This window comes from Streptomyces sp. NPDC050703, assembly GCF_040654435.1.
Lineage (GTDB): Bacteria > Actinomycetota > Actinomycetes > Streptomycetales > Streptomycetaceae > Streptomyces.
The window spans coordinates 79857-93115 of the sequence record NZ_JBFAHX010000026.1 but is presented as its reverse complement, the minus strand read 5'-3'; the positions used below and the strand labels follow the sequence as shown (position 1 = coordinate 93115).

At 74.0% G+C, this 13259-nt stretch carries 9 protein-coding genes; 2 read left to right on the top strand and 7 right to left on the bottom strand.

Going from position 1 to position 13259, the window contains the following annotated elements:
- Positions 1–101: 101 nt before the first annotated feature.
- Positions 102–2564 (top strand): penicillin acylase family protein, encoded by a 2463-nt coding sequence (locus AB0I16_RS23410; protein ID WP_363251444.1) that lies wholly within the window; start codon positions 102–104, stop codon positions 2562–2564.
- A gap of 42 nt (positions 2565–2606) precedes the next feature.
- Here AB0I16_RS23410 and AB0I16_RS23405 read toward each other — a convergent pair whose 3' ends face one another.
- The 7 genes from AB0I16_RS23405 to AB0I16_RS23375 all read right to left on the bottom strand — a co-directional run bounded on the left by AB0I16_RS23405 (position 2607) and on the right by AB0I16_RS23375 (position 12473).
- Entirely contained in the window at positions 2607–4187 is a 1581-nt protein-coding gene (locus AB0I16_RS23405; protein ID WP_363251443.1) for an acyl-CoA synthetase, read from the bottom strand.
- Positions 4184–5296: a nitronate monooxygenase family protein gene (locus AB0I16_RS23400; RefSeq protein WP_363251442.1), complete on the bottom strand. Its 1113-nt coding sequence runs from the start codon at positions 5294–5296 to the stop codon at positions 4184–4186. The genes AB0I16_RS23405 and AB0I16_RS23400 overlap by 4 nt, the downstream gene beginning before the upstream one ends.
- A gap of 69 nt (positions 5297–5365) precedes the next feature.
- Positions 5366–6331, bottom strand: coding sequence for a MerR family transcriptional regulator (locus tag AB0I16_RS23395; RefSeq protein WP_363251441.1), 966 nt, complete (start codon positions 6329–6331; stop codon positions 5366–5368).
- A gap of 66 nt (positions 6332–6397) precedes the next feature.
- Complete coding sequence (locus AB0I16_RS23390) at positions 6398–7951, bottom strand: NAD(P)/FAD-dependent oxidoreductase (protein ID WP_363251440.1); 1554 nt, start codon at positions 7949–7951, stop codon at positions 6398–6400.
- 75 nt (positions 7952–8026) lie between these two features.
- Positions 8027–10288 (bottom strand): serine/threonine-protein kinase, encoded by a 2262-nt coding sequence (locus tag AB0I16_RS23385; protein WP_363251439.1) that lies wholly within the window; start codon positions 10286–10288, stop codon positions 8027–8029.
- Positions 10270–11214, bottom strand: coding sequence for an oxygenase MpaB family protein (locus AB0I16_RS23380; protein WP_363251438.1), 945 nt, complete (start codon positions 11212–11214; stop codon positions 10270–10272). The genes AB0I16_RS23385 and AB0I16_RS23380 overlap by 19 nt, the downstream gene beginning before the upstream one ends.
- Before the next feature lie 71 nt (positions 11215–11285).
- Positions 11286–12473, bottom strand: coding sequence for an acyl-CoA dehydrogenase family protein (locus AB0I16_RS23375; protein WP_363251437.1), 1188 nt, complete (start codon positions 12471–12473; stop codon positions 11286–11288).
- A 302-nt stretch (positions 12474–12775) separates the two neighbouring features.
- Between AB0I16_RS23375 and AB0I16_RS23370 the strand changes: the two genes are divergently transcribed.
- A complete protein-coding gene (locus tag AB0I16_RS23370; protein WP_363251436.1) occupies positions 12776–13225 on the top strand; it encodes a VOC family protein in 450 nt (149 codons plus the stop codon).
- Positions 13226–13259: the final 34 nt, after the last annotated feature.

Sequence of the window (13259 nt, the reverse complement as noted above, 5' to 3'; positions counted from 1 at the left end):
GATCCTGGGCGGCGCGCACCTGCCCGGTCAAGGGAGGGCACAGATGACATACCGCTTGGTACGCTCAACCGCTCCTTCCCTCAACGATGTTGGGAGGCACCATGAGCACCACGCGCACCACGGGCGCCGCACGCGCCCCTCGCGCCACGCGCGCCCGTACGAGACGCCTCTCCGCCGTCGGGGTCACCCTGCTGACGGCCGTGGCCCTGCTGCCGGCCGGCGCGGGTGCCGTGACCCGGGACGCGCGCCCCTCGGACGGCGGGCTGCACGCCACCATCCGCTACACGCAGTACGGCATACCGCACATAGTCGCCGACGACTACGCCGGTCTCGGCTTCGGCACGGGCTGGGCGCAGGCCGCCGACCAGGTGTGCACGCTCGCCGACGGCTATGTGACCGTGCGCGGCGAGCGCTCGCGGCACTTCGGGGCCGAAGCCGCGCCCGGCTCCGCGCTCTCCTCCGCGTCCACCAACCTGAGCAGCGACCTGTTCTTCCGCGGCGTGCGCGAGAGCGGCACGGTCGAGAAGCTCCTGAAGCTGCCCGCGCCCGCGGGGGCCGGCCGCGACGCCAAGGACCTGATGCGGGGCTTCGCCGCGGGGTACAACGCCTGGCTGAAGCAGAACCGCGTCACCGACCCCGCCTGCGCGACGGCCTCCTGGGTCAAGCCGATCACCACCCTGGACGTGGCGCGGCACGGCTTCGCCGTCCAGGTGCTCGGCGGGCAGGGCCGTGCCGTCGACGGGATCACGGGCGCCAGGCCGCCGGCCGCCGGCGCGCCCGCTCCCGCGGCGCCCGATCCCCGGCGGGCCGCCGACGCCGCCCGTGAGCTGCTCGATCCGCGGAACACCGAGAGGGGTGACATGGGCTCCAACGCCGTCGCCTTCAGCGGCCGGACCACCGCCGGCGGCAAGGGGCTGCTGCTCGGCAACCCGCACTACCCCTGGCAGGGCGGGCGCCGCTTCTGGCAGTCGCAGCAGACGATCCCGGGCGAGCTCAACGTCTCCGGCGGTTCGCTGCTCGGCACCAGCCAGGTCAACATCGGCTTCAACGCCGACGTGGCGTGGAGCCACACCGTCGCCACCGGCGTCCCCTTCAACGTGCACCAGCTGACGCTGGACCCGGCCGACCCCACCGTCTACCTGGTGGACGGCGAGCGGCACAGGATGACGAAGCGGACGGTCAGGGTCGCCGTCAAGGGCGGCGCCCCGGTCACCCGCACCCAGTTCTGGACCCGCTACGGCCCGGTGGTCACCGGGCTCGGCGCCCAGCTCCCGCTGCCCTGGACCTCCACCACGGCGTACGCGCTCAACGACCCGAACGCGGTCAACCTGCGCGGCGCCGACACCGGCCTCGGCTTCGCCAGGGCCCGCTCCACGGCGGGCGTCCTCAAGGCACTGCGCGAGACGCAGGGGCTGCCGTGGGTGAACACCGTCGCCGCCGACCGACGGGGCCACTCGCTGCTCAGCCAGTCCCAGGTGCTCCCCCGGATCACCGACGACCTGGCGCGGCGGTGCAGTACGGCCCTCGGCAAGGCGACGTACCCGGCCGCGGGCGTCGCGGTGCTCGACGGCTCGCGGGGCGACTGCGCGCTCGGCTCCGACGAGGACGCCGTGCAGCCCGGCGTCTTCGGCCCGGCGAAGGCACCGACCCTCAAGGACGCCCCGTACGCGGTGAACTCCAACGACAGCGCCTGGCTGACCAACGCCGACAGGCCGGTCACCGGCTACGAGCGGGTCTTCGGCACCATCGGCACCCAGCGTTCGCTGCGCACCCGCGGCGGCATCGAGGACGTGGCGGCGATGGCGCGGAAGGGCGATCTGACGGTACGGGACCTCCAGCGCCAGCAGTTCGCCAACCGTGTGCCCGCGGCCGATCTCGCCGCCGGCGACGCGGCGAAGGCGTGTGCGGCGCTGCCCGGCGGGACCGCGACCGGCGGCGACGGCGTTCGCGTGGACGTGCGCGAGGCCTGCCGGGTCCTGGCCCGCTGGGACCGCCGGATGGACACCGGAAGCCGTGGCGCCCTGCTCTTCGACCGCTTCTGGCGCAAGCTGACGGCGGCCGTGCCGGGTGACCGGCTGTGGAAGGTGCCGTTCTCGGCGGCCGACCCGGTGCGCACCCCCCACACCCTGGACACGTCGGTGCCGGGCTTCGCCACCGCGCTCGCGGACGCCGTGCGTGAGCTGGACGCCGCGGGCATCGCCCTGGACGCGCCGCTGGGCGAGCACCAGTACGTCGTGCGCGGCAGGCACCGCATCCCCGTGCACGGCGGCACGGAGTCGCTCGGCGTCTGGAACAAGGTCGAGGCGGTCTGGGACGCGGGGCGCGGCTACACCGAGGTCGCGCACGGTTCGAGCCACGTCCAGGCGGTCGGCTGGGACGACGGGCGCTGCCCGCGGGCCCGTACGCTCCTGACGTACTCCCAGTCGTCGAATCCGGAGTCGCCGCACTACGGCGACCAGACGCGGCTGTACGCGAAGGAGCGCTGGGTGACGTCCCGCTTCTGCGAGAAGGACATCCTCGGCGATCCCGCGCTGAAGGTGGTGACGGTGCGCGAGCACCGCTGAGCACGAGGGGGCGGGCCCGTGCTGTGGCCCGCCCCCGCCTCCTCACACCGCGCGCTCGCGGCCCTCCCAGTACGGTTCGCGCAGCCGCCGCTTGTACAGCTTGCCGTTGGGGTCGCGTGGCATGGCCGCGATGAAGTCGACGCTCCTGGGCCGCTTGTAGCCGGCCAGCAGGCGTGCGCAGTGGCCGAGGATGTCGGCGGCGAGCGCGTCGTCCGCGCGGCTGCCTTCGGCGGCCTCGACGACGGCCTTGACCTCCTCGCCCCAGTCGTCGTGCGGGATGCCGAAGACGGCGGCGTCCGCGACCGCGGGGTGGGTGAGGAGCGCCGACTCGATCTCGGCGGGGTAGATGTTGACGCCGCCCGAGATGATCATGTCGATCTTGCGGTCGCGCAGGAAGAGATAGCCCTCCTCGTCGAGGAGGCCCAGGTCGCCGACGGTGAAGAAGTCACCGACGCGGTTCTTCTCCGTCTTCGCCTCGTCCTTGTGGTACGAGAATCCGCCGGTGGACATCTTCATGTAGACGGTGCCCAGTTCACCGGGCGGGAGGCGGTTCCCCTCGTCGTCGAGGACGGCGAGTTCGCTGATGGGCCAGGCCCTGCCGACCGTCCCGGGCTTCTTCAGCCACTCCTGGGCGGTGGCGAAGGCGCCGCCGCCCTCGCTGGCCGCGTAGTACTCCTCGACGCACTCGCCCCACCACTCGATCATCGCCCGCTTCACGTGCTCGGGGCAGGGCGCGGCGCCGTGGATGGCGTGCCGCATCGAGGACACGTCGTACGCCGCCCTCGTCGCGTCCGGCAGGGCGAGCAGGCGGTGGAACTGGGTCGGCACCATGTGGGTGTGCGTGCAGCGGTGCGCGTCGACGAGGCGGAGCATCTCCTCGGGTGTCCACCGGTCCATCAGGACCAGTGGGTGGCCGATGTGCAGGGCCGCGCCCGCGAACTGGAGCACGGCGGTGTGGTAGAGCGGCGAGCAGACGAGGTGGACGTTGCCGTCGAAGGGCTTGATGCCGAAGATGCCGAGGAAGCCGCCGAGGTAGGACTCCTCGGGGGCCTTGCCGGGCAGCGGGCGGCGGATGCCGCGGGGGCGGCCCGTGGTGCCCGACGTGTAGTTCATGACCCAGCCGAGGGTGCGGTCCGCGGGCGCCGATTCGGGCTGTCCCGCGAGGAGTTGTGCGTAGGGGCGGAAGCCGGGGACGTCGCCGACGGCGTAGCGGTGGGTCGCGGGGAGCGCGGCCTCGTCGGCCGCCGCCGTGGCCGCGCCGGCGAACCGCTCGTGCGCGATGAGCGCCTTGGCGCCGGAGTCGGCGACGATCCAGGCGATCTCCGGGCCGACCAGGTGGTGGTTGACGGGGACGAGGTAGAGGCCGGCCTGGGAGGCGGCGAGGTAGGCGGTGAGGAACTCGACGCCGTTGGGCAGGACCACGGCGAAGGCGTCGCCGCGTTCGAGGCCGGCTGCCCGCAGGCCGTGGACCAGCTGGTTGACGGCGGCGTGCAGGCGGCCCGCCGTCCACTTCTCGCCGCCGGGGGCGACGAGGACGTGGCGCCCGGGGTCGGCGGCGGCCTGCGCCCAGAAGCCGTTCGGGGGTGTGCTGGAGGGCGGTGTGCTGGCGGGCGGTGTGCTCATGCGTGACGTCCCCTTCCCGCGATGCGGCGGACGCGGTCCACGGCCTGTTCGAAGCCGCGCGTCAGGTCGTCGAAGACGTCCTGGACGGCCCGTTCGCTGTTCATCCGGCCGACGATCTGCCCCACGGGTGTGCCGAGCAGTTCCTGCACCTCGTACCTCTGGATGCGCGAGACGGCCTCGGCGACGAGCAGCCCCTGGAGCGGCATGGGCAGGGTGCCCGGGCCCCGCGGGTCGTCCCACGCCTCGGTCCACTCCGTGCGCAGCTGGCGGGCGGGTTTGCCGGTCAGGGCGCGGGAGCGGACCGTGTCGCCGGACCCCGCGGCGAGCAGCTTCCGCGTGAGGGCGGGCGAGTGCAGGTCGGCCTCGGTGGTGGTGAGCCAGAGGGAGCCGAGCCAGACGCCCTGGGCGCCGAGCGCGAGCGCGGCGGCGATCTGCTGCCCGCTCCCGATGCCGCCCGCGGCCAGTACGGGCAGTGGCGCGACCGCGTCGACGACCTCGGGGGTGAGCACCATGGAGGCGATCTCGCCGGTGTGGCCGCCCGCCTCGTACCCCTGGGCGACCACGATGTCGATGCCCGCCTCCGCGTGCTTGCGGGCGTGCCGTGCGCTGCCCGCGAGGGCGGCGACGAGGACGCCGCGGTCGTGGGCGCGCCGGATCACGTCGGCCGGGGGTGAGCCGAGCGCGTTGGCGAGGAGCGCGATCGGGTAGTCGAAGGCGACGTCGAGCTGGCTGCGGGCTACCTGCTCCATCCAGCCCGTGATCCGCCACCCCGACGCCTCGCCCTCGGCCAGTTCGGGCACGCCGTGCTTGGCGAGGACGTCCCTGACGAACTGCCGGTGCCCGTCGGGGATCATGGCCTCCACATCGGCCTCGCTCACCCCCTCGACCTTCTTGGCGGGCATGACGACGTCGAGCCCGTACGGCCGTCCTTCGACGTGGTCCTGCATCCAGTCGAGGTCCCTGGCCAGTTCGTCGGGCGCCGTGTAGCGGACCGCGCCGAGCACCCCGAACCCACCCGCCCTGCTGATGGCGGCGGCCACCGCGGGGAACGGCGTGAACCCGAGGATGGCGTGCTCGATTCCCAGTCTCCTGCTCAACTCCGTCTGCATGGGCGCAGGATGCCGCAGGGCCCTTCAGGGCGGAAGGGCTTTTCTGATGCATCGTCAGGGACGCGGCGGTCATCTCGCGGTGTCCGGGGCGTGCAGGGCCTGGATGATCCAGGTGAGGGCCGGGGCGAGGTCGGTCGGGGGCGGCCAGCCGTTGAGGGTCGCCAGGAGGCGGAGGTAGCGGTCCCTGCGGGGGTCGTTCATGGTCTTGAGGTGGGCGGCGAGGCGCAGGCGGAGGGCTGCGTCGTCGGGGTGGCCGGTGATGCGGGCGTACTGCGCCGTGAGCGCCGCGGCGACGCGGGCGGCCCGGGGCGTGTGCGGCCCGATGCCGTCGGCCAGCGCCGGTTCGGCCAGGGAGCGGACGGCTTCGGCGAGGATGCGGGGCAGGCCCATGGCGTCGTCGGGTGACCGGTCGTCGGCGAGGTCACGCGCCATGCCCTGCACGCTGGCGCGAAAGCCGGGGTCCTGGAGCAGCTCGGCCAGCTCCACCCACGCCTGCACCTGCTCCACCGTGGGGTCGTCGGGCAGCTCCGGGGTCATGGAACGGATGACCGCGCCGAACGCGGGGTGGTCGTCGAGCCCTTCGAAGACCGTGCCGAGGAAGTCGTCGATCAGGCGGCGGCGTTCGTCCTCGGACAGCTTCGCGAGACGGTGCATGAGGGCCAGCTCCTCGGGGTCGGCGCCGCGCTTGGCCACGGCGGTCAGGACGGCTTTCCGCAGCCGCAGGGCGTGGATCTGTACGTCCAGTGCCTCGGCGTGTGCCGCCGCCACGTCGGCCAGGGGGACCTCCCGGTCCACGACCTTGCGGATGGTCGGCAGGTCGAGCCCGATCTCGCGCAGGGTCCGCACGAGGTCGAGGCGGGCCACGGCGTCGACGCCGTACCGCCGGTAGCCCGCCCGGGTGCGCTCCGTCGGCGTGACGATCCCGGAGTCGGACCAGAAGCGGATGGTCTTGACGGTGAGCCCGGTGCGCCGGGCGAGTTCGCCGATGGAGTAGAGGGGGGCGGGCCCCGGAAGTGGTTCGGTGTCGCCGTTCATGGCTCCACCCTCATGTCTCCCCCTACGGGAGACGCAAGCGGGGCCGCGCCCCCTCGTGCTCGGCGCTCACTCCCCCAGCGCGGCCATCGCGGCGTTGTGTCCCGGTACGCCGCTGACGCCGCCGCCGCGCACCGCGCCCGCCCCGCAGAGGAACACGTTCGCGTGCCGTGTCTCCACGCCCCAGCGCCCCGCGCCCTCCTGGGCGTAGGGGAAGGCGAGGTCGCCGTGGAAGATGTGGCCGCCGGGGAGCCGCAGGTCGCGCTCCAGGTCCAGCGGGGTCTTCGCCTCGACGCAGGGGCGCCCGTCGGCGTCCGGTGCGAGGCAGTCGGCGATCGGCTCTGCCAGGTGCGCGTCGAGCCGGGCGAGCGTCGACTCCAGGAGACCGGCCCGTACGGCGTCGTTGTCGTCGGCGAAGAGCCGGGCGGGGGTGTGCAGGCCGAACAGGGTGAGGGTCTGGTAGCCGCGTTCGGCGAGGTCGGGGGCGAGGATCGTCGGGTCGGTGAGGGAGTGGCAGTAGATCTCGGAGGGCGGTGCGGTGGGCGGCGTACCGGAGGCGGCCTGCGCGTAGGCGGTCGCCAGCTCCTCGTACCCCTCGGCGATGTGGAAGGTGCCCGCGAACGCCTCCGCCGGGTCGACGGCGGTGTCGCGGAGCCTCGGCAGCCGCTTGAGCAGCATGTTGACCTTGAGCTGCGCGCCTTCGGCGGGCGCGGGCGGCTCGTCGCCGAGGAGGGCGGCGAGGACCTGCGGGGATGCGTTGACCAGGACGTGCCGGGCGGCGGCCGTGCGTTCGCCCTCGTCGCCCTGCCGGTAGGTGACCTCGGCGCGCCGCCCGTCGGTGGCGATCCGCGTGGCCTCACAGCCGGTGCGCAGTTCGGCTCCCGCGGCGCGTGCGGAGTCGGCGAGGGCGTCGGTGAGGGCGCCCATGCCGCCGACGGGGACGTTCCAGTCGCCGGTCCCGCCGCCGATGACGTGGTAGAGGAAGCAGCGGTTCTGCTTCAGGGAGGGGTCGCCCGCGTCGGCGAACGTGCCGATCAGGGCGTCGGTGAGGACGACGCCGCGCACCAGGTCGTCGGAGAAGCGCTCCTCGATCGCCGTGCCGACGGGCTCCTCGAAGAGCGTGCGCCATGCGGTGGCGTCGTCGACGCGGGCGCGCAGCTCCTCCCGGGTCGGCAGCGGTTCGGTGAGTGTGGGGAAGACGCGGGCCGCGAGGCGTCCCGTCATCGCGTGGAACTCCCGCCAGGCCTCGTACTCCCTGCTGTCGCCGGTCAGCCGGGTGAAGGCCCGCCGGGTGCGGGCCTCGCCGCCGCCGACGAGCAGGCCGGTGGGACGGCCGCCGCGCTCGGTGGGGGTGTAGGAGGAGACGGTGCGTGTGCGCACCCGGAAGTCCAGGTCGAGGTCGCGCACGACCTTCTTCGGCAGGAGGCTGACGAGGTACGAGTAGCGCGAGAGCCGTGCGTCGACTCCGGGGAAGGGCCTGCTGGAGACGGCGGCGCCCCCGGTGGCGCCGAGCCGTTCGAGGAGCAGCACGGAGCGTCCGGCGCGGGTGAGGTAGGCGGCGGCGACGAGACCGTTGTGGCCACCGCCGACGATGACGGCGTCGTACACATCGCGATCAGACATGGCTCTTCCTAACACGGGGGACCACCGCCGGGGACCCCGCGCGACCGCGCCCCGGCACACCGGTCCCGCATCGGGTCACCCGGGGCCGTCCCGGAGTCCGCCCGCGGCGCTCCGCTGCCGCAGCGCCGCCACCCTGCGGTAGAGCTCGACGGCCTCGGTGCCGCGGCCGAGCTGTTCCAGGCAGTGTGCCTCGTCGTTGCGGCTGGCCAGGGCGTCGGGGTGGCCTGCGCCGAGGACCCGCTCCCTGGCGGCGGCCACCTCGCGGTACTCCGTGAGGGCGTCGTGCCAGCGCCCGAGCCAGCCGAGGCCGACCGCGACCTCGCGCCGGCTGACCAGCGTGTCCGGGTGGTCGGGGCCGAGGACCCGCTCCCGGACCGCGCAGACGTCCCGCGCCTCGGCGAGCGCCTCCTCCCAGCGGCCGAGCCGTCCGAGGTTCACGCCGAGGCCGTGGCGGGCCCTGAGCGTCTCGGGATCGGCGGGGCCGTTGACGCGCGTACGGTCCTCGACCAGGGCGCGGTACAGGTCGAGCGCCTCGCCGCTGCGGCCGAGCCTGCCGAGGCTGATGCCGACCTCGTAGCGGGCGGCGAGCGTGTCGGGGTGGTCGGCGCCGAGCGCCCGCACCCGCGCGTCGGCGACCTCACGGTAGGTCCGCAGCGCCTCGGGCCAGCGCCCCAGCTGTCCGAGCGCGTACGCGACCTCGTACCGCGTGACGAGCGTGTCGGGGTGCGTGGCGCCCAGGACGCGCGCCCGGGCCTGCGCCACCTCGTCGGCCAGGCGGTAGGAGTCCTCCAGGCGGCCGAGGCGGCTGAGGTTGTAGGCGAGGTTGTGGCGGCAGCGCAGCGTGTCCGGGTGGTCGGGCCCCGCCACCCGCTCCCGCACCGCCAGCACCGAGGTGTACGTCTGGTGGGCCTCGAAGTGCCGCCCGAGCTGCCCGAGCACGTAGGCCATCTCCTGGCGGGCGGCGAGCGTGTCGGGATGCTCGGCGCCGAGGGAGCGCTCCCGCCCCCGCGCCACGCGGGTGTACTCGCGCAGCGCGTCGGCGGCCCACCCGGTGCGGCTGAGCGTGAAGCCGATCTCGTACCGGCTGGCGAGCGTGTCGGGGTGGTCGGGCCCGAGGGCGTGCTCGCGCTCGGCGGCGACCGCGCGGTGCACCTCGCCCGCCTCGGTCCACCGCCCGAGCCTGCCCAGGCTGAGGCCCGCGTTGTGGCGCCCGGCCAGTGTGGCGACCAGTTCCGGCGGTGGCGCGGGGCGCTCGGGCGCGCGGGGCGCGGCGGCTCTGCGCGCGTCGGGCCGCGGTATCCACTCGCCGGTCAGGCCCGCCGCCGTGTCGGGCGGGGCGCCGCGCGGCCCGGAGCCGCCGCCCGCCTTGATCCCGGTGGTCATGCCCCGCGTCCAGGAGGGCAGCCGCGCCTCGTGGGAGGTCTCGGCGCCGTGCGGGTGGTGGCGGCGCGGGTGGGGCGTGGTGACGGTCGGGACGTGCGCGGGGGTGGCGCGGCCCTCGGCGATGCGGCGGCTCAGGTCGCGGGCGTCCCGCGGCCGGTCGGCCGCGTCCTTGGCGAGCAGGTCGAGGACGAGGTCGTCGAGGAACGCGGGGAGTTCGCCGCGGTGGCTGCGCAGCGGCGCGGGTGCGGTGTCGCGGTGCCCGACGAGCACGGCCCAGGCGTCCTCCAGGTCGAACGGCGGGGCCCCGGTGGCGATCTCGTAGAGCACGCACCCGAGGGAGTACAGGTCGCTGCGCTGGTCGACCGGGTCGCCGCTGATCTGCTCGGGCGACATGTAGTGCGGGGTGCCCATCGCGATGCCCGTGCCGGTCAGGCGCGAGGTGAAGCCGATGTCGGCGCCGAGCCGCGCGATGCCGAAGTCGCAGATCTTCACCGTGCCGTCGGTGAGCAGCATGATGTTCGCGGGCTTCAGGTCGCGGTGCACGATGCCCTGGTCGTGGGTGTACGCGAGGGCCGCGGAGACCTGGGCGGCGATCTCCACGACGTCGGGGACGGGCAGCGGGTGCTGCTTGTTGTCCTCCAGGATCTGGCTGAGGTTGCGCCCTTCGAGGAGCTCCATCACCAGATAGAGCACGCCCTCGTACTCGCCGAAGTCGTGGACGACGGTGACGCCGCGGTGCTGGAGCGCGGCGGCGACGCGGGCCTCGCGGCGGAACCGTTCGCGCAGGACGCGGGTGAAGGCGTGGTCGTGCTGCGGCCCCATCGGCTTGAGGCACTTGACGGCGACCTGGCGGCCGAGCGACTCGTCGCGCGCCCGCCACACCTCGCCCATGCCGCCGCGCCCGATCAGATCCAGGAGCCGGTAGCGGCTCTGGATCAGCCTGGTGTCCGCCATCTCGCGCCGTCGCCCCCGTCGCCTCGCTGCGCCCTCCCCGGCCCGTCCAGTATGGCTTCTGGTCTGTGAAGTTTGTACGGGGCGGGGCGGCTGCCGGGGCCGAGCCTGGCCATGGCGCGCAGGATGTGCTTGGGCGGGAGTTGCCAGCGCAGACGGCTGGGGACGGTGCGCAGGGCGGTGCCGGTGCGGACGAGGCGGCGCGTCACCGCGGCGGGCGGCGGGGCGGTCCTGCCGTACAGCTCGTGCGCGTACGGGGGCAGCGAGGCGTACGCGAGACCGGCCACGTGCCGCCAGAGCAGGAAGCGGGCCGGGACCAGGAGGGGCGGTGCCGGCGGCCGCCGCAGGAAGCCGTCCACGGCACGGGCGCCGGGACCGGCGGCCAGCTCGCCCCGCACGGCACGGAAGTACGCCCGCAGCTCGGCCGTGGACCCGGGCACACCGGCCGGATCGAGTCCGACGAGCCGGGCGCTCTCGCGGTGCTCGCGCACATACCGGTCGGCGAGGGCGTCCGGCATCCGTAGCCCCGACCTGCGCGCGACGTGGAGGTAGGAGTCGATCTCCGCGCAGTGCACCCAGAGCAGCAGCTCCGGCTCGTCCACCCCGTAGCGCTCCCCCGTCTCGGGGTCGGTGGCCGTGAGCATCGCGTGGATCTTCCGCACCCGGGCGCCCGCGCTCTCCGCCGCCTCGGTGGTGCCGTAGGTGGTGGTCCCGACGAAGCCGGCGGTGCGCATCAGCCGCCCCCAGGCGTCGGCGCGGAAGTCGCTGTTCTGCATGACGCCGCGCACGGCGCGCGGGTGCAGGGCCTGGAGGTAGAGGGCGCGTATCCCGGCGACCCACATCATGGGGTCGGAGTGCACCTGCCAGGTCACCGAGGCCGGCCCGAAGAGTCCGGGGTCGGGTGAGGGCGCGTGCGCGGGGTCGGTCACGGGGTCCACCTCCGGGGGCCGGTCATGTCCTCCAGTGTGACGGTGCCCGGGGCCGGGGGGCGACGCGCGGGTCACCGCCGCACGCGGGGCATCCCCAGGCCGATCCAGGAGATGATCTCCCGCTGGATCTCGTTGTTGCCGCCGCCGAAGGTGAAGATGACCGCCGAGCGGTAGCCGCGTTCGAGTTCGCCGCGGAGGACCGTGCCCGCCGAGCCCTCCTTGAGTGCGCCCGCCGCGCCGACGACCTCCATGAGCCAGGCGTACGCGTCGCGGCGCGCCTCGGAGCCGTAGACCTTGACGGCGGAGGCGTCCTGCGGGGTGAGGGTGCCGTCCTGGACGGCGTTGACCATCCGCCAGTTGAGGAGCTTCATGGCGTCGAGCCGGGTGTGGGTCATGGCGAGGCGCCTGCGGACCCAGCCGATGTCGATGACGCGGCGGCCGTCGGCGAGCTTGGTGTCCATGGCCCAGCGCTGTACGTCGTGGAGGGCGCGGATGGCCATCGTGCCGTGGGCGGCGAGGGTGACGCGCTCGTGGTTGAGCTGGTTGGTGATGAGGCGCCAGCCGTCGTTCTCCTCGCCGACGCGGCGGGTGACGGGGACGCGGACGTTCTCGTAGTAGCCGGCCGTGGTGTCGTGCGAGGCGAGGGTGTTGATGAGGGTGCAGGAGTAGCCGGGGGCGGTCGTCGGGACCAGGAGCATGGTGATGCCCTTGTGGAGCGGGACGCCCTCCTCGGGTGCCGCGGTGCGCACGGCGAGCCAGACCCAGTCGGCGGTGTCGCCGTTGGTCGTCCAGATCTTCTGCCCGTTGACGACGTACTCGTCGCCGTCCCGCACCGCCTTCGTCCGCAGCGCCGCGAGGTCCGTGCCCGCGTCGGGCTCGCTGTAGCCGATGGCGAAGTCGAGTTCGCCGGAGAGGATTCCCGGCAGGAAGTGGCTCTTCTGCTCCTCGGTGCCGAACCGCATGATCGTGGGGCCCACGGTGTTGAGGGCCATCAGCGGCAGCGGCACGCCCGCCTGCGCCGCCTCGTCGAAGAAGATGAACTGCTCCATGGGCGTGAGCCCGCGGCCGCCGTACTCCTCGGGCCACCCCACTCCCAGCCAGCCGTCCGCGCCGAGGCGGCGGATGGTCTTCCGGTAGAACCGCTTCCGGGCGGCGGGCCCGGCGTTGCGGACGTGCACGTCGTCCGGCACGAGGCCGGCGAAGTACGCGCGCAGTTCGGTGCGCAACCGCTGCTGCTCCGGCGTGTATTCGAGGTGCACGGCCCCTCCAGGCTCTGGCTTGCCCACTCGCTCCCGGACCTGACGGCGCACACAGTAGAACGCGTTGCAGAAATTGGGAATGGCGGTGCGGGAGCGGAAGTGCCGCGGGGCCGCACGGCCCGGCTCCGGCCTGCCTCGATCATCGGGGAGCCCCGCCGCGACGGGGGAGACACGGCGGGGCCCACACTTCGAGTGCCCGCTCTGAGGGGCCTCACACACCCGTACCGCACTTGCTTTCGACGGAACCGGAATGGCCTGTACATCCCGGGCCCGTTGTCAGTGCCGCGCGCTACGGTCCGACCATGGCCTACATGATCGACCTGACGCTCGACTGCGCGGACGCCCAGCTCCTCGGCGCCTTCTGGAAGACGGCGCTCGGCTATGTCGACGAGCCGCCGCCCGCGCCGTTCACCACCCGCGAGGAGTGGCTCGCGAGCTTCGGTCCGGCCGCGGACGCGTCCGTGGCCGACGGGGCCTGGCTCCGCGACCCCGAGGGGCGCGGCCCGCGCCTGACGCTGCTGAGGGTGCCCGAGCCGAAGACCGCGAAGAACCGCCTGCACCTCGACGTCCGCGTGCCGGGCCACGGCTCCGCGGGCGAGCGCTGGGCCAGGATCAAGGCGGAGTCCGAGCGGCTCGTCGCGGCGGGCGGCGGCGTGCTCGCCGAGTTCACCGGCCACCACATAGTGATGGCCGACCCCGAGGGCAACGAGTTCTGCGTCGCCGCGGGGCCGGCCCCCTCCTCTTCGGCTTAGCTCCGTCGGCGGACCGGAGGCCAGGAGTGCGTGC